We start from the raw sequence: 22,072 nt of genomic DNA on the forward strand, positions 1-22,072 counted from the left end.
GCACTCCCCGCTCCCCGCGTCCCACACCTTCACCGTGCTGTCATCCGCCCCGGACACCACTCGCTTCCCGTCCGGACTCCACCCGCACGCAATCACAGAGCCCGCGTGCCCACTCAGCGTCAGCAGGCACTCCCCGCTCCCCGCGTCCCACACCTTCACCGTGCGGTCATACGCCCCGGACACCACTCGCTTCCCGTCCGGACTCCACCCGCACGCATTCACAAAGCCCGCGTGCCCGCTCAGCGTCAGCAGGCACTCCCCGCTCCCTGCGTCCCACACCTTCACCGTGCTGTCATCCGCCCCGGACACCACTCGCTTCCCGTCCGGACTCCACCCGCACGCAGTCACACCGCCCGCGTGCCCGCTCAGCGTCAGCAGGCACTGTCCGCTCCCCGCGTCCCACACCTTCACCGTGCGGTCATACGCCCCGGACACCACTCGCTTCCCGTCCGGACTCCACCCGCACGCAGTCACAAAGCCCGCGTGCCCGCTCAGCGTCAGCAGGCACTCCCCGCTCCCCGCGTCCCACACCTTCACCGTGCTGTCATCCGCCCCGGACACCACTCGCTTCCCGTCCGGACTCCACTCGCACGCATTCACAAAGCCCGCGTGCCCGCTCAGCGTCAGCAGGCACTGTCCGCTCCCCGCGTCCCACACCTTCACCGTGCGGTCAGACGCCCCGGACACCACTCGCTTCCCGTCCGGACTCCACCCGCACGCAGTCACAAAGCCCGCGTGCCCGCTCAGCGTCAGCAGGCACTCCCCGCTCCCCGCGTCCCACACCTTCACCGTGCTGTCATCCGCCCCGGACACCACTCGCTTCCCGTCCGGACTCCACCCGCACGCAGCCACAAAGCCCGCGTGTCCCTGCAGGACCATCAGCCGAGAGCCCTCTCGCCGAGGATGACTCGGGCGCTCGTGGATCAGCGAAGCCTGGTGCTCCCAATTCTCCGGCAGAGTGGCCCCAGCAGCGCTCACTCCGATCCACTGGCAACCCTCGAGTTGAGCACCCTGGAGGTCCGCCTCCACCAGCGAGCCTCTTTTCCACCGGAGCCCGCGGAAGTCGCTCCCCTGGGCGCGGACACGCGGCGCGCTCACGCTCAAGAACACCGCTTGCCGGGCTTGCACGCCTGTGAGCTGAGCATTCCCAAGCTCCACGTACTCGAGCCGCGCACGGTTGAGCCGCGCGCTCGAGAGGTCGGCTCCACGAAGGTTGAGCGGCTGCGAGGCGCTACGGCCCTTGAGCCTCCAGCCCTCCAAGTTCGCTCCCGCCAGCTTCACCCGTGCAGGCGTGGGCGCCGGGTACCCCTGCTCGAGCGCGCGCATCCAGTACGCGAAGGCCAGCCCGGCGGCGCTCAGCGTGTCTCCCCCCAGAATGGACTCCATGGCGCTCAAGGCCTTCTTGGGGTCTCGCTCCCACTCCATGAGCTGCCCGAGGAAGTCCACCGTCTCCCAGGACACCTCCTCCAGCGCCCACCGCTCCAGCTTGCCTTCCTCCAAGGCGCGCTTGAGGTAGGTGGCCAGGAAGTACTCCTGCAAGGAGGTATGCGCGAAGCGGAAGTGCCGCTCCTCATCGGTAGGCCGCAGGACAAAGGTCGCCGTGCGCAAGTCCTCCTTCAGTACCGCACGCTCCTTGGTGGCATACGCTGCGGCAATCGCCGGGTTCGACAGCAGGTACTCGTCAAACCATGCCTCCAGCCGATCCACTGCCCATTGCTTGCTGCCCTCTCTCCAGAGCGCGGCGGCGAGCTCCTCCATCAGCTGGCGCTTATGGTCCTGTCCCAGTTGGTGCTTCCCGTTGTCCCGGTTGATCCATGACCGCACCACGAGTTCGTACAACCGCGCGGCGTTCACCTTCTCACGCCGGGCCTTGAGCGACTCCAGCTCACCCAGGTGCTCGCCGATGAGTGAGAGCAGGTAGGGCCGCTCCGCGAGATCCCGAAGGTTGTGGATGGACTGGATGATCTCGAAAGCCTCGCCCCCACGCGCTGGCGTGCCCAGGAAGTCCGCCAGATAGCTCTGGATCTGCGCCTCGGTGAAAGGCAGCAGGCAGAGGGCGGGGAAGTTCTTGCGCTCGATGCCTTCGCGGTGCTCGCCAACAAGCATGGCATTCTGACTGGCCACGTCGCGGAAGTAATGAGAGCGGCAGGAGATGAGGAGCTTGCCCCGCCGCTTTCCCTCCGGAAGCGGATCCCGAGTCCGGGCGGCATCGGGCAACACAGCCCAGAGTGTCCGGATGAAGTCCTGGGCGCGAGTCGGCGAGAGGTGGACGATCTTCTCGTCCAAGCCATCGAACAGGATGACGGCTCCCTCCTCCCGAACCAAGCGCAACACGTCCTGGGACATGATGCCCCGATGGCTCACCTTCCAGCTCCGCTCGATGACGCTGGTGAGAAGCTGATCGATGGTCGGAACGGTGTCCTTGGACTCGCCCACGTAGGCCCGGAGATCCACGTAGATGGGGAGCGGCACGCTCGAATCCACGCGGCGTTTCTTCATCAACTCCCGGGTGAACTGCTTCAGGGTGGTGGTCTTGCCGATGCCGTACTCGCCGAGCAGCGCGAAGAACGGGGGTGCGCTGGGGTTGAGGGCCCATGTCTCCAGCTCTTCCAGGGCATCGCGCGCCTGCAGTTCATCCGCGCGGCGCTTGTCAGCCGGGGCGAGCTGTTCCATCTCGTGGAGAGCGAGCCGGTGGGCCCGGTTCCGCTGATAGTGCAGGGTCTCCTCGGGAACCGGGACATGGTCAGCGGCGGTGCTTGTGTCGCCCTCCTTGGACTCGCGAGGCGACGCCGATGGACCAGGCGCGGGGGGCGGAGCGAAGAAGGCGTTGAGTCTCTTCTCGATCGCCAGATAGAGCTTGAAGACGAAGTCCCGCTTCATCGCCCCCGTGTTCATCTGGTCGTAGTAGCGCCCCTCGATTCGCGGCGTTCGCATCAGGAAGATCTGGTGCTCGCCGAGCCCCTTGAGGTCATGGCTCCCGAACGACACCGGCACCACCCCCACGGGCAGGACGGGCTTGCGCTCCGAGTCATCCTCGGGACCTACGAAGTGAGGCAGTTCCTTCTCACGGATGAACTTGCTGGCAAAGAAAGAGGGGCTCACCATCAGCAGCCCGAAGTCGCAGCTCTGGATGCCCTGCTCGATGCTCTGGCGCCACTTGTCGCCCAAGAGGATGTCCTGGTCGATCCAGTCGATGAGCTCGTAGCGAGCCGAGGCGGCAAAGTGGGTTTTCAGTTCCTTCACCAGGGCGTCGACGAGTGTTCGATTGTCGTGGGCGTAGGAGACGAAGAAGCGCACCTTGCGCTTGCCAGGCGTGTTGACCGCTCCGGTGGTCGTTGCGAGGCCTTTGGCCTTGATCAGCGGCTTGCCCTCGACGTCGGCCGTGGACTCGTCTGAGAACTTCTCCGCCTGCTTGACGGCCGGATCAGGGCCGGTGAACCAGCAGAAGCGCTCCTCGGGCGGGTTCTTCTTCTTCGAATCCACCTCGAAGCGCAACCCAAGGCCGGAACCGTCCTCGCCCACGGAGACGTCGTTCACACGCTTCCGGAAGGAGGCCAGCGCCAGTTGCGCCTCGCGCCCCTTCTTGTCCGGGAAGAGCACATTGAGGCAGTCGGACATCCGGAAGCGACCCGCCGCCGCCAGGGTGACCGCTTTCTCCAAGCGCTCCCGATCCGACTTGCCGAGTTCTTCGAGCCAGGGCTCCACGGCCACGCGGAGGCCTTCACCAGAAAGAGGCTGAGACGATCCCATGCACCTCTAAATGCTCCGGTCCACGCGAAAGCACAAGACGCTTCTTGATGATTTTGATGATTCCTTGATGTTTTTATCATCGGGTGGGTCTTTGTAGGCATGCCGGACCCTCCTGATGTGCCTACGCTGAGGGCATGCCGTTGTCTCCTGAGGAACTCGCGCAGCTGGAACGACTTGCCGCAGCCAGCCGAGCCTCCGCAGCCCTCCACAGGCTCCGTGCTGAGCAAGCACCCAAGACACGTTGCCCTCCCAAGCGCTGATCATCTGCAAAGAGAAGAAGCGCCGCGCGAGGTGTTTGGGTCCACAGGCGAACGGGAAAGTGCCAAAGGGACTTGCTGTCCGCCTGACTCGTTGGCTCAAGTAGCTGGCTCGGACGGGAAGATGCGGCGCCCCAAGGGGTTATAAGGGGCCGGTAACCAGGAGAGCAGGCATGCGCCTCGTGAAAACGCAGGAAGTGTCGGAGCAGGAGCGCCCCCTCGAAGAGGCCTTCGAGCGGCTCCAGGCGCGCCGCTGGGAGATGGCTCAGACCACCGCCAAGGAGCGGCTCGCTCGCCTGGAGCGCCTCAAGGCCAACATCCTCAGCCGCCGCGAAGCCCTCGCCGAGGCTCTCTTCGCTGACTTCCGCAAGCCCCGCGCCGAGGCCGAAAGCACCGAGATCCTCCCCGTCCTCATGGAGCTAGCCCACACCGCCAAGCACCTCAAGTCTTGGATGAAGCCTCGCAAGGTCGAGACGCCGCTCCTCCTCACCGGCACCCACAGCGAGGTCCGCTACGAGCCCAAGGGCGTCGTGCTCGTCATCGCCCCGTGGAACTACCCCTTCTGTCTGGCCATCGCCCCGCTGATTGCCGCCGTGTCCGCCGGCAACTGCGTCATGCTCAAGGCCAGCGAGAAGACGCCCCACGTCGCCGCCTTCCTCGAGTCCCTCATCAAGGACACCTTTGATTCCACCGAGGTCACCACCATTCAGGGCGGCCCGGAGATCGGCGAGGCCCTGCTGCGCCTCCCCTTCGATCACTTCTTCTTCACCGGTGGCCCGCGCGTGGGCCAGAAGGTCATGGCCGCCGCCGCGCGGCACCTCTCCGGCGTCACCTTGGAGCTGGGCGGCAAGTCCCCCGTCGTCGTGGACGCCTCCGCCGACGTGAAGGCTGCCGCCGAGCGCGTCGTCTGGGGCAAGTTCCTCAACGCCGGCCAGACGTGCATCGCCCCCGACTACGTCTTCGTCCATGCCTCCCAGGAGGAGGCGTTCCTCTCCGCCGCCAAGGACGCACTGGAGCGCTTCTACGGAAAGACCGAGGAGGCCCGCCGCGCCAGCCCCGACCTCTGCCGGCTCGTGGATGACGCCGCCTTCTCTCGCGTCTGCGGTCTGCTGGATCGCACCGTCAGCTCGGGCAGCCGCGTGGTGGCCGGTGGCGTGGTGGATGCGCCCAGCCGCTACATCGCTCCCACGCTGCTCGCGGACGTGACGGCCGAGTCCGCCGTCATGGAAGAGGAGATCTTCGGGCCGCTCCTGCCCGTGCTGCGCTTCGAGCAGCTCGACACGGTGGTGAGCTTCATCCGGAGCCAGGGCAAGCCGCTGGCCATGTACATCTTCAGCACGGACGACGATGCCGTAGAGCGGCTGCTGCGGCAGACCTCCGCCGGAGGCACCGTGGTGAACAACGTCATCCTCCACATCGTGAACCCCGGCCTGCCCTTCGGCGGCGTGGGGCAGAGCGGGCTCGGCGCGTACCACGGTGACACCGGCTTCCGGGAGCTGAGCCACGCGCGCGCCGTGATGAAGCAGGGGCGCGCCTCGCTGGCCCACTTCTTCTTCCCGCCGTACACCGGCAAGGCGCAGCAACTCGCCCGGCTCGCGAGCCGCTTGTTCGAGTAGCCTGCGCTTGTGCTGACCGTCGACCCTCATCCCCTCCTGGATGCCCTGGCCTTCACCACCACCTTCCCAGGGCCTCTGTCCTCCCTGCCCTCCCCGGAGTGGCTCACCGCCCTCCTGAAGCAGGGCACCTCCGCGCCGCTCTCCAGCGATGACGCCGTGCGCGGCGTCGTCCGGGACTTGCTGCGCCACGGCGGCTACAAGCCCACCGGCCGGGGCAAGCCCGCCTCCGAGTACCTCGTGCGCGCCTCGGGCGATGGCTCGCTGGGCTCCATCAACGCCGCCGTGGATGCGTGCAACGCCGTCTCCCTCCACAGCGGCCTCCCCATCAGCGTGGTGGACCTCGACCGCGCGAAGGCCCCCTTCCGCCTCGGCATCGCCCCCCAGGGCTCCGAGTACGTCTTCAACGCTTCCGGGCAGACCATCGACCTGTCCGGCCTGCTGTGCCTCTTCGACGCCGACGGCCCCTGCGCCAACGCCGTGAAGGACGCCCAGCGCACCAAGACGAACGCGGATACCCGCCGCACCCTCACTGTTCTCTGGGGCGCCAAGGCCCTGGGCGACCGCACCTCCCGCGCCTTCACCTGGTACCGCGAGCTGCTCGAGCGCCTCGGAGCCACCGTGGAGCGCGTTCCCTGAGCACGCTGGACCTCGAGCTGCTGCTGGCCGACGGTGCCCGCACGCTCTCCGCCACTTGGGGCCGCCCGGTGCTGCTCACGGCTCCCGAGGTCCTCCGCACCACGGAACGCAGCGACGTGGTCCGCGCCCGCGTGGTCGGCGGTGGCCAGGAGCCCAGCGTCGTCCTCAAGCACTTCCGGGATGACCCTGTCTGCGGACTGGATGACTGGGCCGCGCACGTGTTCCTCACCCAGCGAGGCCTGTACATCGGCCCCCGCTTCCTCGCGGGCAGCGAGGAGGCCCGCCTCTTCATCATGGAGGACCTCGGCCGGGGCCAAAGCCTGGAAACACTGCTCCAGGGCAACGAGGCGTACACCGCCAGCGGTGCGCTGATGTCCATCGTTCGGCTCACCTCCGTGCTGCACGTCCGCACCCTCGGCGCACAGTCGGACTACGACACCGTCCGCCAGTCGATCGAGCCTCGCCACGAGCGCGTCCGCATCGAGAACGCCCGCTACCTGCTGGACAACGCCGGGCGCCTGCGGCGGTGGCTCGCGGAGGTGGGCGCGAAAGAGGACCCGGGCCTCCAAGCGGATCTGGAGCAGGTGGCGCGAGGGCTCGCCGACCCCGGCCCGTTCCTCGTCTTCACCCACGGAGACATGGCGCCGAGCAACACGCTCTTCTCGCGGGACGGCCCGCGCCTCGTGGACTTCGAGTACGGCGGCATGCGCAGCGCCCTCTACGACGCGCTGATGTGGCTGCTCACCGTGCCGTTCCCCGACGAGCTCATCTCCCGCGCGGACCTCTACTACCGCGCCGGGCTGAGCCAGGGCTGCTACGCGGCACAGGTGGACTCGGACTATCTGCGCGCCCGCGCCACCGTGGCCGCCGCGCGCACCGTGAACGTCTTCCAGTGGATCTCCCCCAAGGCCCTGGAGAGAGACAGGGACTGGGCCCCCGGCTTCACCGAGCGCACTGCGCTGCTGCGCCACCTCGAGCGGCTCCGGATCATCCTGCAGCCCTTCAACCCTGTCCCCGCGCTCTCGCGCACGCTCGAGTCCCTGGAAGTCCGCCTGCGCGAGCGCTGGACCGTGCAGCCCTTCGTCTGGCCCGCGTTCCGGTGAGGCCCGGAGAGCGCCTCGCGGTCAGAGGCCGAGCTGCTCCCGAATCGCCGCGACCACCGCGTCCGGTCCCGGCGTCACGTCCACCGGCAGCGCATCCTTCGGCGCCTCCAGCGCCGCGAACTGGCTGTCGAGCAGGCTCGGCGGCATGAAGTGCCCCGTGCGCTGCGCCAGCCGGCTCGCGATTACCTCCCGGGGCGCCCACAGGTACACCCACTTCACCTGCGCCGGATCCACCGTGAGCAGCAGCCGGTAACGCTCCTTCAGCGCCGAGCACGCCATCACCACCGGCTCCCCGCGCTCCAGGGCCTCCTGGATGAGCCCGCGCAGCCGCTCCAGCCAGGGCGCACGGTCCTCGTCCGTCAGCGGGATGCCCGCGGCCATCTTCGCCACGTTCGCCGGAGGGTGGAAGTCATCCCCCTCCACGAAGCGCCAGCCCAGCAACTGAGCGAGCCGCTTCCCCACCGTCGTCTTCCCCGCTCCCGCCACTCCCATGAGGATGATCACCACTCGCCAGCTCCCCGGATTCACAGATGCACTTCACCCATGGTGCGGCACTTCCCGCCCCGTTGCTACCCCCGAGGATAGGCACCGTTCACCCACCCTCCAGGGTCCTCTGTCCACGTCGGACCTGAGAGATACGATTCCCTCTGTCGCCGCGAGGAATTCGCGGCGTTGTGAGGGTTCCATCGCGTGGCCGATATTCCGAATGGCGGGCAAGTCGAGGTCAAAGGCTCGGGTGCCAAGCCGTACATCTTGAAGAACACGGGCGGTGTCTACTCGTGCTCGTGCCCAGCGTGGCGCAACCAGTCCACCACCATCGAGCGCAGAACCTGCAAGCACCTGCGCAAGATTCGCGGAGATGAGGCTGAGGACGCTCGCATCGGCGCCCCCGCTCCCGCCACCAATCGCACTGCCAACCGCGCCACCGCCTCCAAGCGCGCCGCTCCCGCCGCCACCGAGGGCAAGGCCCCGCCGGTGCTGCTGGCCCACTCGTGGCAGAACGACACGGACCTCACGGGCTGGTGGATGAGCGAGAAGCTCGACGGCGTGCGCGCCTACTGGGACGGCACGCGGTTCCTCTCGCGCCAGGGCAACCCCTTCTACGCTCCGGACTGGTTCACCGAAAAGCTGCCCGACTCCCCGCTCGATGGCGAGCTGTTCGGCGGCCGCAAGAAGTTCCAGCGCACCGTCAGCGTCGTCCGTCGCCAGGACATGAGCGATGACTGGAAGGAGCTGGCCTTCGTCATCTTCGACGCCCCCAGCATGGACGCGCCCTTCGAGGAGCGCATCGCCCACGTGGAGCAATACGTGGAGGACGTGGCGCCCCCGTATGCCGAGTGGCTCTCGCACCAGCCCTGCCAGGGCGTGAAGCACCTGCGCGAGGAGCTGGCGCGGGTGGAGGGGCTCGGCGGCGAGGGGCTCATGCTGCGCCAGCCCGGCTCGCGCTACGAGGTGGGCCGCTCCTACACCCTCCTCAAGGTGAAGAGCTTCCATGACGACGAGGCGCGCGTCATTGGCCACCAGGCCGGCGCGGGCCGCCACAAGGGCCGCCTCGGTGCGCTCGAGGTGGAGCTGCGCAACGGCACCCGCTTCTCCGTGGGCACCGGCCTGTCCGACGCGGAGCGCGGGAACCCGCCGCCCCTCGGCAGCATCATCACCTTCCGCTACCAGGAGCTCTCCAACGACGGAGTGCCGCGCTTCCCCTCCTATGTGGGGGTGCGCATCGACGCGGCGCCCTGGGAGCCCACCCCGGGCGGCAAGCGCAAGCGCGCGTGAGCTGACGCACCGCGCCTTGGCCGGGCCCCGCATTCCACCCGCGGGCCCGGTAGAGCGTCAGATCGTAACGATCTGGAAAGAATGACAGACCCGGCATTGAACGATTTGACGTCGCACCTCGGGTGACGACGTACACCTGTTCGCTGGGTACCACTGCAACGCCGCGAACTCGCTCGCATGGACAGCGGCCGTCCTCCGGGATTCGACACATCGTCCAACCGGCGGAGAAGCACATGTCTTGCATTGGAACGGGGTTAACCCCCTTTCCAGTTCCTCAGGCCCCATGCGCTGCGAGCTTTGCCTCTCCGAACACACTGACGACGTGCTGTGCGGAAACGTGTCCTGGACTCAGTCGGACGAGGTCACCGCCAAGGACGAGCCACCGCAACCGCCAGCGACGCAACCCCGCATGGCGGCGGCCGTGCCGGTGGATCTGGTGGGAAAGATGATCGGTCCCTACCGCGTGGTGCGGCGGCTGGGCTCGGGCGGCATGGGCACGGTGTACCAGGCGGAGCAGACGCGCATTGGCGCGCGGGTGGCGCTCAAGGTGCTGCACCCGCACCTCAGCCAGGACGAGGGCCTGCGCGCCCGCTTCTACGCCGAGGCGAAGACGGTGAACGTGGTGGGGCACCCGAACATCGTCCGCATCTTCGACATCAACGAGGCCCCGGGCAGCCTGCACTACTTCGTCATGGAGTACCTGGAGGGCGAGCCGCTGTCGCAGCTGCCGCGCCCGCTGGAGCCGGGCCTGCTCACGCACCTGCTGGGCGAGGCCTGCGAGGCGCTCGAGGCCGCGCACAACGCGGGCGTGGTGCACCGCGACTTGAAGCCGGACAACCTCTTCGTGGTGCGGCGCGAGTCCTCGCAGCGTCCCTCGCTCAAGGTGCTGGACTTCGGCGTGGCCAAGGCGCGCGGCCCGCTCACGCACCCGCGGCTCACCGCCGTGGGCATGGTGCTGGGCACGCCCGCGTACATGGCCCCCGAGCAGTGGACGGGGCAGCCGGTGGACGGGCGCGCGGACATCTATGCGCTCGGCGTGACGGCCTACCTCATGGCCACCGGGCGGCTGCCCTATCCTCGTGGCCAGGTGGCGGAGCTCGTCCTGTCGGCCACGGCGCCCATGCCCACCGCTCCGCACCTGCTCAACCCGCGCATCCCCCTGGGGCTCTCGGAGGCCATCCTGCGCGCGCTGGCGCGGCGGCCCGCGGAGCGCTTCGCCCAGGCGCTCCAATTCAAGCAGGCGCTCGAGGCCGCCATGCGCGATCCCACCCGGAGCCGGCCCACTCCGGTGCCGGGAGGCCCGCTCGCCAGCACGCCCGTGCCCTCGCCCACCGTGTCCCTGCGCACGCCGCAGGCGCACCTGCCCCGCGAAGAGGCGCCCACGCCGCAGAGCTGGACGGCCGTCGTGCGCCGCCGCAGCGGCACGGGCGCGGTGGAGGTGCAGTGCACGGAGCTGAGCCGCGGTGGCCTCTTCATGTGCTGCTCGGAGCCCTTCCCGCAGCTGTTCGGCCGGCTCGCGTTCACGCTGAGGCTCGACGGCGTGCCCGTGGAGTGCGAGGCCGAGGTGGTGCGGCACGTGGACTCGGCGCAGGCGCGCACCTGGGGCATGTCCCCCGGCGTGGGGCTGCAGTTCATCAACCCCTCCGCCCAGCTTCGCGAGTACCTGCGCCGGCTGTGCCCCTCGCGCGTCATGCCCGCCGCGCCCGTGGCCATGCCCCAGGACTGCTCTCTGCTTTGAGCCCCCGTCCTCTGTCGCCTGCCGCCCACGGCTCTGTGGCAGACCGTCGGATTGTCAACTGGGGAATTCCCTCGACTTTCCCTGCCACTCCATCGAATGGATGAGCACCGGTAGTCTCAAAATTCGATGGAAGCCGAAAAACGCCATGCGAGCGCAGGGACGCGGTGGGCAGGGAGCCTCTGCGGGCTCGTGTTGCTGGGGTGGGCCGTGCTCGCCGGTGGGTGCCGGGAGTCTGTGGGCACAGCGCTGTATGTCACCATCGACTTCGACCCCTCGATGATGATGGATCAGCTGCGGGTGTCCGGCACGGTGGCGGGCAGTGGCGTGGGTCCGCAAGTCCTCCCCGCGCAGCCCGAGCGGCTGCTGGCCAACGGCGACACGTTCCGCGTGCTGCTGCCCTCCGCGCCCGACAAGGCCGAGGCGGAGCTGACCGTGGAGGGGCTGCGCGAGGGCACTCGGGTGTCGCAGGGTAAAGCCCAGGTGCAGGTGCTCGAGAACATGGAGGTGGACGTCACCGTGCGGCTGGAGCCCACTCCGCCGGATGACGGCGTGTTCTGCCCCAACTGCCCGGACGGCTGCTGCATGTCCGGCGTCTGCACCACGTCCACCTTCAACACCTGCGGCACGGGCGGCATCGCCTGCACGACGTGCAACGCGAGGACGGCGGACTCGTGCTCGAATAAGGGCTTCTGCGCCTGCGGGCGGAGCGCCGCGTGTGATCCGCGCACCACGGACCGGTGCCTGTCCGGGCTGTGCCGCTGTGGCCTCAACGCGCCGTGCGGCTTCGGCCAGGAGTGCGTGTCCGGCCGGTGCGAGTGCACGCCGAACTCGTGCGCGGGGTGCTGCTCCGGTGGCGTCTGCAACCCGGGCAACACGAAGGACCGGTGCGGCAAGGGCGGAGGTGCGTGCGTGAAGTGCGCTGACACCTGCAACACCACCACCGGTACCTGCTCCTGAGAGGGAGGTGGCCATGACCCAAGCGCTGCCGAAGCGCCGGGCCCGGGGCTGGGGCTCCGCGCGCATCTACGCGCTGGGCCACTCCACCCGGACGGCGGAGGAGCTGGTGGAGCTGCTGCAGGCCCACGGCGTGGGGATGCTGGCGGACATCCGCACGGTGCCGCGCTCGCGCACCAACCCGCAGTTCAACCGGGACACGCTGCCGAGGACGCTGGCGGCGGCGGACCTGCGCTATGCGCACCTGCCCAAGCTCGGAGGACTGCGGCGGCCCCGGCCGGACTCGCCCAACGGCGCCTGGCGCAACAAGAGCTTCCAGGGCTACGCGGACTACATGCAGACGGAGGACTTCGCGCAGGGGCTGGAGGAGCTGCGGGTCCTCGCCGAGGAGGCACCGGTGGCCCTCATGTGCGCGGAGGCCCTGCGCTGGCGCTGCCACCGCAGCCTCGTGGCGGATGCGCTGTTCGCGCGCGGAGTGCAGGTGCTCCACATCCTCAGCCGCACGCGCGTGGAGCCGCACCGGCTCACCTCTTTCGCAGAGCTCCACGGCCGGCAGGTGCTCTACCCGCCGCACGGCGAGGACACGGAGCCTACCGCCGCTCTGGAGCCCCGCGGCCGCACCTGAGCGCCGGGCTCACTCCACGCTGAAGCGGCAGCGCTCGCGCTCCTGGGCGATGGCCTCGTCGTCGCGCAGCGGGGCGTGGCGAGACACCATGTCCTGGGCTTCCCAGGCGTAGGGCTGGCCGTTGAGCCGCACGCGCCCCTCAGCCACCAGCCGTGTCGCCACCAGCAGCGGCACGCGAGCCAGGTCCCTCATCAGCGCCTCGAAGCGCCCCTGCTGCGCCGGATCCACGAAGCGGAAGCGGGCGCGCGCCACCACCGCGAGGTGGAACCACATGGGACGGAACGCCACGCCATCGAGCTTCAGCCGATCCGCCATGAGCATGAGCATCTCCGCTGCTTCGCGCGATAACCCCAATCCTGGCACCTCCTGGCCTGGGAGTTGGGGACGCAAGGCGCTGAAGTGCGCGAGCGGATGGCGCAGCGTGAGCCAGTTGACGAAGAGATAGGTGTCCTCGCCCAGCCGCCGACGCTCCAGGACACAGTCCACCAGCAGGTGTTCCTGCCCCCCGGCGCGACCGAGCAACTGGATGCGATCGCCCGCGCCCGTGGGGCCCACCTCCACGCGCAGCGGGCCGTAGCCCAGCCGCTCCAGGTGCGTCAGCACCCCGTAGCGGAACAGCGAGTACTCGAGCGACTGCGCGGTGTAGTAGCCCAGCACCCGCGACTCCGCCGAGAGCGTGAAGCCCCTGGAGCCCTCCAGGTCCTCCTGGGTGATGGGCTCCCAGTCCGTCAGCGGCTCCTTCGACAGCATCCGGGAGATGCGCTGGAACCGGGCGCTGAGCGGATCGAACCGGGCCTGGATGGGCTGGTGCCCCCGTCCTCCCAGCACGAGGATGGAACCGGCGAACACCTTCCAGGAATCTTCGTGGTACCCACCGCCGGGCACCCAGACCTGAGGCACGCCCCGGAGCGCCCGCGCCACGAGCCGATCCCTCCGCCGCGCGCCCTCCAGCGAGAGCCCCAGGCAGCCGAAGCGGTCGGCGTGCAGCACGTCCCCTCCGGCGATGACGAAGGCCAGGTCCGCCCGAGGCATGCGGGCCAGCAGCGCCTCCAGCGCGCCCAGGTACTCCGCATCACCGGCGTTCCGGGGCAGCAGCACCTCGTCCACACCCGCCACGGTTCCCCAGTCGCTCCCGGAGATGGAGCCGATCCACACCTTCGAGTCCTCGGCGAGGCACGCGGCGGTGCCATCCGGAGGGTGCGCGTCCAGGTCCAGCACCACCGTCCTGCCGGAGAAGCCCTCCTCGCGCACGGCCTTCAGCGCCACGGCGAGATCATTCAGCGCGCAGAAGCCCCCGCCCTGGCCGGGCGCGGCATGGTGGTAGCCTCCCGCGAGGTTCGCGACAGATCGGCGCCGGGCCAGCGCCATCCGAGTGGCCTCCAGCGTGCCTCCACAAGCGTGGCGCAGCGAGTCCAGCACCGCATCCACCGGCACATCCGAAGGGTCCACCGCGAAGATGCGCGCCAGCGTCTCCGGGCGTCCGAGGGACTCCAGGTAGACGGCGCTGTGCACCCGGGCCAGCTGGGCGTACGAGACGGGCCGCGGGCGGTGCACATCCTCGGCGCGCACCGCGCCCGTCTCCAGCAGGTACCAGGTGGTGAAGTCCACGCGGCGCGGCTCGACGCCGGTGGAGAGCTCGAGGCCCGCGAAGGGCAGCCGGTAGGAGGCATCGTAGAAGACGGGCACCCGCGCCCGCTCCGGGCACAGCCGCACGCTCCATGACTCCAGCCAGCCTCTCATCCGCGGGCGAACCTACGCCCACACCCGTCAGGGCGGGTGGACTTTCTCCGGATCAGGGATTGCCGGAGGAGTCCTTGCCCCCGAAGATCTTCTTCAGGAGGGCGCCCAGACCCACCAAGGCGAGGACGATGAACTTCTTGCCCGCCAGCAGCAGGGCGATGATGAACTTGCTCGCCTTGGCGAGCAGGCCCACCTTCACGAGCTTGGCGGCGCCCAGGCCCGCACCACCGAGGACAATGCCGGCCAGGCCGTACTCGGCCACCTTGTCGGTGCCCTCCTGGAAGTCCGCGTAGCGCGCGCCCTGGTTGAACGAGGTGTTCTTGAGCAGCTTCACCACGTGGGGCTTGCTCAGCTCCAGGTTCTCGGGGTTCACCACGAGGTTCAGGGACACGAAGCCGCGGCGGCCGAGCACGCGGGTGTTGTAGTTCACCGAGGTGCCGTCCTCCGTCGAGGCGTTGAGCGCCCACACCAGGTGGTGCTGCGCCCGGTCGTAGTGCGGCGCCTCCGTCCAGTCGCCGATGCGCAGCGCCTTGAAGCCGCGCTGCACGCGCTCCTCGTTGGCCTCCTCCTGGCCCTCCTTGATGGCGTCGAGGATCTCCTTGGAGTCCAGCGCCTCGTCGTCCTTGATGTAGCCCTCATCCTCGTAGCGGATGACGACGAACCAGGGCGCCTGCTCGTCCTTGCTCACGACGATGCCCAGCAGGTTGTCGTGGTGGAAAGAACCGTTCTGCTCGAGCACCTTCGCGGCGACAGGCTTGTCCAGGAAGACATGGTCGTCGGGCACGTCGAGCGCCAGCTCATGGCCGAGGTCGACCTTCACGGGGCCCGGCTTCACGCCTGGAGGAATCTCCTCGGGCGCTTCGGCCTCCTGCATCTCGCCCTGCTCGAGCTCCTTGATCAGGTCGTCCGATTTGGGCGGCGGGAGATCCGCCAGGGCCAGGAGAGGCGTGAGCAGCAGTCCCGCGGCAATCCACTTCCAACCAGCGTGCATCGAATCCCTTCCCGTTCTTCCCGCGAGGCGCTTGGAGCCCAGGGGGCGGCGAGCATGCCACTCAGCGCCTCGGGAGGTCCACCCACCCCAGGGTCAGCCGCGGCTGCCTCCTGCGGGGGCGCTGTCGTCGGGCACGTTGGCGCCCTGGTGGACCTCCTCTCGGAGCGCGGGGCTGCGGCGCTTGGCGGCGCGCGCCAGCAGCGCGGTGAAGACGGCCCAGGCCAGGCCCGCCATCCACCCGCCCAGCACGTCCGTGAGGTAGTGCACCCCCAGGAACACCCGCGTCAGTCCTACGAGGAACGTCAGCATCACCGCCACGCCCAGCACATAGGCTTTCAACCAGCGGCGCTCGGTGAGCTGCGCCAGCAACGCGCCCAGGGTGAGGTACACGATGGCCGAGAGCATCGCGTGGCCACTGGGAAAGCTGGGCGCGCCCACCTCGGCCAAGTGGGGCACCACGGTGGGCCGGGGCCGGGCGAAGAAGTGCTTGAGAAAGGAGTTCAGCAGCGCGCCGCTCACCGTGGAGCCCAGCACCAGCAGCAGCGAGCGGAAGCGCCGCACCAGCACCAGGAACCCGCACACCGCCAGGGTGATGAGCGTGAGCACCGTCGCGCCTCCGAGCGCCGTCACATCCAGCGCCGACAGCCTCAGCCACGGCGGGCCAATAGGCACCGCAGGGTCATCCGTCCGGCGCAGCGCACGCACCACGGCCTCGTCGAAGTCCTGCGTCTCGCTCTCGCGGATCTCGTCGGCCAGGGCCACGAAGCCCAGGCCACAGCCCACGAGCAGCAGCAGCAGACCCAGCAGCCGGACTCCATCCCCGTCCATCAGGACGGACTTCCACTCGCGCAAACGGCGTCGCATCCCTGCACCCTATGCACTCCGGGGCGGATTGCGGTGTCCAGGCGCGTACGGCCGCCCGGAAGTGCACAGAGACAGGCTGTGTCTTCCATTGTCCCGGCCCGCCCACCTGCTATCACTGCGCCTGGGAGGGACTCCACGTGGCCATTGCGACCATTGATCCGACGACTGGCAAGACGCTCCGCACCTTCACCGCTCACACCGCCGAGGAAGTCGAAGCGAAGCTGAAGCTCGCCGACGAGACGTTCCGGACGTACCGGCAGACGCCGCTGGCGGACCGCAAGCGCTGGCTGGCCCGCGCCGCCGAGTTGCTGGAGAAAGAAGCGGAGCAGTTCGGGCGCATCATGACGCAGGAGATGGGCAAGCCCTTCGAGGCCGCCAAGGCCGAGTCCCAGAAGTGCGCCACGGCCTGCCGCTACTACGTGGAGCACGGCGAGGCGTACCTGCGCGACGAGCCTATTAACGTAGGGGGCGATCAGGCCTACGTGCACTACCAGCCGCTGGGGCCGGTGCTGGCCATCATGCCGTGGAACTTCCCGTTCTGGCAGGTGGTGCGCTTCGCGGCGCCGGCGCTGATGGCGGGCAACGTGGGGTTGCTCAAGCACGCGCACAACGTGCCGCAGTGCGCGCTGGCGCTCGAGGAGCTGTTCCTGCGCGCGGGCTTCCCGAAGGGCGCCTTCCAGACGCTGCTCATCGAGACGGGAGACATCGCCCGCGTCATCGAGGACCCGCGCGTGAAGGCCGCCACCCTCACGGGCAGCGAGGGCGCGGGGCGCGCGGTGGGCAGCCAGTCGGGCAAGGCTTTGAAGAAGGTGGTGCTGGAGCTGGGCGGCAGCGATCCGTTCGTCGTCATGCCGAGCGCGAAGCTGGAGCTGGCGGTGGAGACGGCGGTCAAGGCGCGCCTCATCAATAACGGCCAGTCGTGCATCGCCGCCAAGCGGTTCATCGTCCACGAGTCCGTCTACCCGGAGTTCGAGCGCCGCTTCGTGGAGCGGATGGGCCGGGCGGTGGTGGGCGACCCGATGGATGCGAAGACCGAGGTGGGCCCGCTGGCCACGGAGGGCATCCGCCAGGGTCTGCACGCGCAGGTGGAGAAGAGTGTGGCGGCGGGAACGAAGCTGCTGGTGGGCGGCAAGCTGCCCACGGGGCCGGGGACCTGGTACCCGCCCACGGTGCTCGCGGACGCGGCGCCGGGCTCGCCCGCGGCCACCGAGGAGCTGTTCGGCCCCGTAGCGGTGCTCTTCAAGGCGCGGGACGTGAAGCACGCCATCGAGCTCGCCAACGACTCGCCGTACGGCCTGGGCGCCAGCGTGTGGACGCACGACGACGCGGAGGCGCGCCAGTTCATCGACGGCATCGAGTCGGGCATGGTGTTCGTGAACCAGATGGTGGTCTCGGACGCGCGGCTGCCGTTCGGCGGAGTGAAGAACTCGGGGCACGGCCGCGAGCTGGCGCTGCACGGCATCCGCGAGTTCCTCAACGCGAAGACGGTGCGCATCTGCTCGGGCACCGTGGCGGCGCCCACGCAGGCCTCGGCTAACGAATAGGCTCACGCGTGCCGGGGGCGCGGTGGACTTCCTCCAGCGCCTCCGTCACCGCCTCCATCTCCGCGCCGATCTGCTCCACGCTCTGGCGCAGGCCGGCGCCCGCCACGTCCTCGGAGGCGGCGTCCGCCGTGCGCACCCGGAGCACCTGCGTGTAGAGGTTCTCCAGCGTGTAGTAGAGCCGCGTGTGCTCCGCCTCCAGCCGTGAGGCCGCCGTGCCCAGCTCGGCCCGCTGCTGCCGCTGCTGCGCCAGCACCGACAGCGCCGCGGACAGCCGCTCCTTGGCCACCGCGTCCTTCTCCGCCTCTACCCGCGCCGCCAGTGCCGCGTACTCGTCCGCCAGCCGGCGCTCGTCCTCCGGCGAGGACAGGGTGCGCAGCTCACGCTCGCGCCGGGCCAGCTCGTGACAGCTGCGCCGCAGCGCCTCCACCGTCTGCTCGGGTGCGTGGACCACCTCGCGCAGCACCGAGGGCCCGGAGCGGAACTCCGCCAGCAGCTTGTCGCAGAGCGCGTCCACCCGAGCCATGCGCGGGTCCGCCGCATCGAGCTCTCGCACGGAGCGGGGAAGTGGGGCGGCCTCGCGCTCGCCGGGCAGCGGCTGTGCCTGGGCCTTGCGCGACTTCAGGTGGTGGGCCGCCTGAGGGCCAAAGACGAACACGGCGATGAAGATGAGCCACCACATGTGAGGGAGGCGCAGGGCGATCAGCAGCGTCACCAGCGCGGCCCCCGCGAACATCACTCCCAGCGCTGGATTGCGCGAGGCATCCTGACGCGCGAGGTGCTCGGCACGGCGCGCCTCCCGCTCCGCGAGCTTCACCTGCCGCTTGGCCTGCTTGCGCCAGCGCTTCTCCAGCTCGCGGCGCTCGGACTGGGTGGGCAGACGGCCCATCTCCCGCACCCAAGCCTCCATCTCCTGGGCCCGGCGCTCCTCGCCCTCGTCCAGCGCCTCCTGCAGACGGCGCAGCCGGTCCTCGCTCGAGGACAGAGGTGGGGGCGGCATGGGAGGGCGCGAGGGCACGGGTTGAGGCTAACCACTTCTCCCGGCCCCTGGGGAAGAAGCTTCGCCGCCTACCCTCCAGGGAAGCCGCCAACCCGTCTCAACATCCCAGCTGATAGGAGGAGGTGGCAGGCGTGGAGGCTCCCAGCGTGGGGAGGAGGCGTCCTGGGCCAAAGTGCGCTAGGGAGGGTCCGTCCGCCCGCAGGGGTTGCCGCACCGATGACGCCTTCCGCCTCCAGCCGCCGCTTCCAGCTCTTCAGCTACGCTGTGCTCGCCTACACGCTGGCCGTGGTGCTCTGGGGCGCCTTCGTGCGCGCCACAGGCTCGGGCGCTGGGTGCGGAGACCACTGGCCACAGTGCAACGGGCAGGTCATCCCACGCGCGCCCACCGTGGCGACAGTCATTGAATACACGCACCGTGTGACGAGCGGCCTGGCCCTGGTGCTGGCAGTGGTCCTGTGCGTGTGGGGCCTGCGGGCGCACGCGAAGGGTCACCCGGTGCGGCGTGTGGCGGTCCTGCAGCTCGTCTTCATGCTGACGGAGGCGGCCGTCGGCGCGGGGCTGGTGCTCTTCCAGTACGTGGCGCACAACCAGTCCATCGGGCGGGCGTTCTGGATGGCGGCGCACCTGCTCAACACCTTTTTGCTCGTGGGCGCGCAGGCGCTGACCGCGTGGTACGCGGGCGGACGCGCGCGGATGGTGCTGCGCGGCCAGGGAACGACGGGAGCTCTGGTGATCTCCGGCGTGTCGGCCCTGACGCTGCTGGGCACCACCGGCGCCATCGCGGCGCTGGGCGACACGCTCTTCCCGGCCTCCAGCCTCGCGGAGGGCTTCCAACAGGACGTGTCCGAGACGGCGCACTTCCTGCTGCGGCTGCGCGGGCTGCACCCGCTGCTCGCCATTGGCGTGGGCGCACTGGTGGTGGCGGTGGCCTCGGCCGTGGCCCGGCTGCGGCCCTCGGCGGAGGCGAAGCGAGGGGCCGTGCTGCTGGGCATCCTCTATGCGCTCCAGCTCGCCGCCGGAGTCATCAACCTGGTGCTGCTGGCCCCGGTGTGGATGCAGCTCATCCACCTGCTGCTGGCGGATCTGGTGTGGATCTTCCTCGTGCGGCTGAGCGCGGCGGGGCTCGCGGAGGATGCACCTCGGGCGGAGCTGCGCGCCAGCGCGGCGGACACGGCTTCGGCCTCACGCGCCGGCTGAGCCCACCGTCACGTCTGCTGTCCCTGTGACACCCGCAGCCCTCGAGGCACCACAAGCCGCTCCAGCAGCTCGAACAGCCCGCTCACGGCCAAGGCCAGCAGCGCCGCGGGGACCGCGCCCTCCAAGATGAGGCCTGTGTTGTCCAAACGGATGCCCGTGAGGATGGGCTGCCCGTAGCCTCCAGCGCCAATGAGCGCGCCCAGCGTTGCTGTGCCCACGTTGATGACGGCGGCCGTCTGGATGCCCGCGAGGATGGAGGGCGCAGCCAGCGGCAGCTCGATGCGCCAGAGCCGTGCACGCGGGGACAGCCCCAGGGCCTGAGCGGACTCGCGAAGGTCGCCCGGGATGCCTCCGAGCCCCGCGGCCGTGTTCCGGACGATGGGCAGCAGGCCATACAGGAACAGCGCCACGATGGCGGGCCGCGAGCCGATTCCCAACAGCGGGATCATCACCACCAGCAGCGCCAGCGAGGGCACCGTCTGGATGATGCCCGCGAGCCCCAGCACCACCTGCCCTACCCGTGCCCGCTTCGCCGAGAGCACCCCGAGCGGCACCGCCACCCCAATCGCCCCGAGCAGCGACACGAGCACGAGGAACAGGTGCTCGCGCGTCCGCAGCCACACCCGGGAAGCCAGGCTGTCCGACTGCGTCTCCGTCTCCAGGCCCAGCTTGCGCGCCAGGAACTCGGCGGCCACGGTGTCCTCGGGGACGCGCTCCAAGCGGGCGCGAGCGTTGAGTCGCACCATCTCCGGCTCGGAGATCAGCCCCTGCAGCTCCAGGATGGCCGCGAGCACCCGCGGGTTCTTCCGAGCCCAATCCTCCCGGTACAGCAGCACGGCGTCGTAGGCGGGAAAGTGCTTCAGGTCATCCTCGAGCACGCGCAGCCCGTAGGCCGAGATCTCCGCGTCGGTGGAGTACAGGTCCGTCACCTGGATGGCACCGCTCTCCAGCCCCCGGTAGGCCAGGTCATGGTCCAGCCCCCGCACCTGCCGCTGGGGCAGCTGGTAGCGCTCCCGGAGCGCGGGCCACCCATCGCCGCGATCCATGAACTCGTTGCTGAAGCCCAGCTTCAGCTCTGGGTGCGCGCGCAGGTCCGAGATGCGCCGGATGCCCAGGCGCTCGGCCTCCGCCTCCTTCATGCCCAGCGCATACGTGTCATTGAAGCCAAGCGAGGCGCTCATCCCCAGCCCCTCGGCGGCCAGGGCCTCTCGCAGCGCGGCGTCATCCTTCAGCCCCCGCGAGGCGAACAGCTCCTGGCGAAGCGTCCCGGTGTACTCGGGATAGACCTCCAGCTCGCCGCGCTTCAGGGCCTCCCAGAGCACGGTGGTGCCTCCGAGCTCGCGCCGGTGCACCGCATGCGCCCCGGAGAGCCGCGCCAGCCGCGCCACCAGCTCCCCGAGGATGACGGACTCGGTGAACTTCTTGGAGCCCACGCGCACCTCGGGACGAGTGTCCGCCGTGGGCTCGGGAGCACAGGCCACCAGCCACGCCAGCCCCAGCACCAGCACGCTCGCGCTCAGGCCCCTCACGCGCCGCGCTCCAGCACCCGCCGCTGCGCCTGGATGAAGCGGGTGACGAACGGATCCGCCGGAGACGCCTCCAGCTCGGCGAGTGTCCCCTGCTGCACCACGCGCCCCTCGCGCAGCAGGACGACGCAATGCCCGAGGAACGCCGCCTCGGAGAGATCATGGGTGACGAGCACCACCGTCATCCCGAGCCGCTCGAAGATGGCGCGCAGATCCACCTGCAGCTCGGAGCGGACCAGCGTGTCCAGCGCTCCCAGGGGCTCATCGAGCAGCAGCACCCGCGGCTCCAGCATCAGTGCGCGCATGAGCCCCACCCGCTGACGCTGGCCACCGGAGAGCTGCGCGGGAAAACGCCCGAGCGCCTCGCCCGGGAAGCGGGTCAGCTCCACGAGCGCCTCCAGCCGGGCACGGATGCGCTCCGAAGGCCACCGCAGATACCGGGCCATGAGCTCCACGTTCTGCCCGGCGGTGAGGTGAGGGAACAGGCCGCCGCCCTGGAGCGCGTAGCCCATGCGCTGGCGCACCGAGAGCATCGCCGCTTCCTCCGGCGGCAGCGGCTGGCCCTCGAAGAGGACACGGCCAGTGTCGGGCCGGATCAGCCCGTTCATCAGCCGCAGCAGCGTGGACTTCCCACAGCCGCTCGGCCCCAGCAGCACCGTGGTCCGCCCCGAGGGCAGCCGCAGCTCCAGGGGCTGCAGGGCCTGCGTGGTGCCGAAGCGCTTGGAGACCCCTTGAAGCTCGAACACAGGGGCCCGCGG

17 protein-coding genes are annotated in these 22,072 nt (G+C 69.5%); 9 read left to right on the top strand and 8 right to left on the bottom strand.

The genetic code is table 11. The annotated features are described in order from the left end of the window. Positions 1-3,711 (bottom strand): TIR domain-containing protein (locus tag DB31_RS15580; protein WP_044188257.1); only part of this gene is annotated, 3,711 nt, incomplete at its 3' end. Between the two features lie 469 nt (positions 3,712-4,180). On the opposite strand from DB31_RS15580, the gene DB31_RS15585 reads away from it, so the two are divergent. The 3 genes from DB31_RS15585 (at position 4,181) to DB31_RS15595 (ending at position 7,362) form a co-directional block, all read left to right on the top strand. Continuing rightward, a complete protein-coding gene (locus tag DB31_RS15585) occupies positions 4,181-5,623 on the top strand; it encodes an aldehyde dehydrogenase family protein (protein ID WP_044188259.1) in 1,443 nt (480 codons plus the stop codon). A gap of 9 nt (positions 5,624-5,632) precedes the next feature. Continuing rightward, positions 5,633-6,259, top strand: coding sequence for a phenylalanine--tRNA ligase beta subunit-related protein (locus tag DB31_RS15590; RefSeq protein ID WP_044188260.1), 627 nt, complete (start codon positions 5,633-5,635; stop codon positions 6,257-6,259). A gap of 68 nt (positions 6,260-6,327) precedes the next feature. Continuing rightward, complete coding sequence (locus DB31_RS15595) at positions 6,328-7,362, top strand: phosphotransferase (RefSeq protein WP_044188262.1); 1,035 nt, start codon at positions 6,328-6,330, stop codon at positions 7,360-7,362. Between the two features lie 21 nt (positions 7,363-7,383). Here the strand turns inward: DB31_RS15595 and DB31_RS15600 are convergent, their stop codons facing one another. Further along, positions 7,384-7,869, bottom strand: a complete 486-nt coding sequence (locus DB31_RS15600; RefSeq protein ID WP_044188265.1) for a gluconokinase — start codon at positions 7,867-7,869, stop codon at positions 7,384-7,386. Between the two features lie 183 nt (positions 7,870-8,052). On the opposite strand from DB31_RS15600, the gene DB31_RS15605 reads away from it, so the two are divergent. From DB31_RS15605 to DB31_RS15620, 4 genes are all read left to right on the top strand, one after another. Next, positions 8,053-9,138, top strand: coding sequence for a DNA ligase (locus tag DB31_RS15605; protein WP_044188268.1), 1,086 nt, complete (start codon positions 8,053-8,055; stop codon positions 9,136-9,138). 337 nt (positions 9,139-9,475) lie between these two features. Continuing rightward, on the top strand, positions 9,476-10,876 hold the full coding sequence (locus DB31_RS15610) for a serine/threonine-protein kinase (RefSeq protein ID WP_240486720.1): 1,401 nt from the start codon (positions 9,476-9,478) through the stop codon (positions 10,874-10,876). 189 nt (positions 10,877-11,065) lie between these two features. After that, entirely contained in the window at positions 11,066-11,833 is a 768-nt protein-coding gene (locus DB31_RS15615) for a hypothetical protein (protein ID WP_240486721.1), read from the top strand. 13 nt (positions 11,834-11,846) lie between these two features. Further along, positions 11,847-12,455, top strand: coding sequence for a DUF488 domain-containing protein (locus tag DB31_RS15620; RefSeq protein ID WP_205628518.1), 609 nt, complete (start codon positions 11,847-11,849; stop codon positions 12,453-12,455). Between the two features lie 9 nt (positions 12,456-12,464). Here the strand turns inward: DB31_RS15620 and DB31_RS15625 are convergent, their stop codons facing one another. The 3 genes from DB31_RS15625 to DB31_RS15635 form a co-directional block, all read right to left on the bottom strand. Next, the gene (locus DB31_RS15625; protein WP_044188273.1) at positions 12,465-14,195 is read right to left on the bottom strand and encodes a histone deacetylase family protein; all 1,731 of its coding nucleotides are present in this window, start codon (positions 14,193-14,195) and stop codon (positions 12,465-12,467) included. Positions 14,196-14,247: 52 nt separating this feature from the next. Continuing rightward, positions 14,248-15,186: a DUF2167 domain-containing protein gene (locus DB31_RS15630; RefSeq protein WP_052419993.1), complete on the bottom strand. Its 939-nt coding sequence runs from the start codon at positions 15,184-15,186 to the stop codon at positions 14,248-14,250. Between the two features lie 93 nt (positions 15,187-15,279). Beyond that, a complete protein-coding gene (locus DB31_RS15635; protein WP_157232007.1) occupies positions 15,280-16,050 on the bottom strand; it encodes a phosphatase PAP2 family protein in 771 nt (256 codons plus the stop codon). A gap of 137 nt (positions 16,051-16,187) precedes the next feature. Between DB31_RS15635 and DB31_RS15640 the strand changes: the two genes are divergently transcribed. Then, positions 16,188-17,594 carry an NAD-dependent succinate-semialdehyde dehydrogenase gene (locus DB31_RS15640; RefSeq protein WP_044188277.1) on the top strand — a complete coding sequence of 469 codons (1,407 nt, stop codon included), beginning with the start codon at positions 16,188-16,190 and terminating at the stop codon, positions 17,592-17,594. Here DB31_RS15640 and DB31_RS15645 read toward each other — a convergent pair. Next, complete coding sequence (locus DB31_RS15645) at positions 17,584-18,591, bottom strand: flagellin (protein WP_044189777.1); 1,008 nt, start codon at positions 18,589-18,591, stop codon at positions 17,584-17,586. The two genes, DB31_RS15640 and DB31_RS15645, sit on opposite strands and share 11 nt — an antisense overlap. Before the next feature lie 216 nt (positions 18,592-18,807). Between DB31_RS15645 and DB31_RS15650 the strand changes: the two genes are divergently transcribed. Continuing rightward, positions 18,808-19,788 carry a COX15/CtaA family protein gene (locus tag DB31_RS15650; RefSeq protein WP_044188280.1) on the top strand — a complete coding sequence of 327 codons (981 nt, stop codon included), beginning with the start codon at positions 18,808-18,810 and terminating at the stop codon, positions 19,786-19,788. An 8-nt stretch (positions 19,789-19,796) separates the two neighbouring features. Here DB31_RS15650 and DB31_RS15655 read toward each other — a convergent pair whose 3' ends face one another. Together DB31_RS15655 and DB31_RS15660 are read right to left on the bottom strand one after the other, a co-directional pair. Next, complete coding sequence (locus tag DB31_RS15655; RefSeq protein WP_044188283.1) at positions 19,797-21,317, bottom strand: ABC transporter permease/substrate-binding protein; 1,521 nt, start codon at positions 21,315-21,317, stop codon at positions 19,797-19,799. Further along, positions 21,314-22,060 carry an ATP-binding cassette domain-containing protein gene (locus tag DB31_RS15660; protein ID WP_044188286.1) on the bottom strand — a complete coding sequence of 249 codons (747 nt, stop codon included), beginning with the start codon at positions 22,058-22,060 and terminating at the stop codon, positions 21,314-21,316. The genes DB31_RS15655 and DB31_RS15660 overlap by 4 nt, the downstream gene beginning before the upstream one ends. Positions 22,061-22,072 lie beyond the last annotated feature (12 nt).

The sequence above is a fragment of the Hyalangium minutum genome (assembly GCF_000737315.1).
GTDB lineage: Bacteria > Myxococcota > Myxococcia > Myxococcales > Myxococcaceae > Hyalangium > Hyalangium minutum.

What these genes read in the sequence shown, in the direction of transcription:
- DB31_RS15635 (WP_157232007.1), bottom strand. Translation starts at nt 16,050, where the DNA reads ATGCGACGCCGTTTGCGCGAGTGGAAGTCCGTCCTGATGGACGGGGAT.
- DB31_RS15625 (WP_044188273.1), bottom strand. Translation starts at nt 14,195, where the DNA reads ATGAGAGGCTGGCTGGAGTCATGGAGCGTGCGGCTGTGCCCGGAGCGG.
- DB31_RS15620 (WP_205628518.1), top strand. Translation starts at nt 11,847, where the DNA reads ATGACCCAAGCGCTGCCGAAGCGCCGGGCCCGGGGCTGGGGCTCCGCG.
- DB31_RS15630 (WP_052419993.1), bottom strand. Translation starts at nt 15,186, where the DNA reads ATGCACGCTGGTTGGAAGTGGATTGCCGCGGGACTGCTGCTCACGCCT.
- DB31_RS15650 (WP_044188280.1), top strand. Translation starts at nt 18,808, where the DNA reads ATGACGCCTTCCGCCTCCAGCCGCCGCTTCCAGCTCTTCAGCTACGCT.
- DB31_RS15645 (WP_044189777.1), bottom strand. Translation starts at nt 18,591, where the DNA reads ATGCCGCCCCCACCTCTGTCCTCGAGCGAGGACCGGCTGCGCCGTCTG.
- DB31_RS15585 (WP_044188259.1), top strand. Translation starts at nt 4,181, where the DNA reads ATGCGCCTCGTGAAAACGCAGGAAGTGTCGGAGCAGGAGCGCCCCCTC.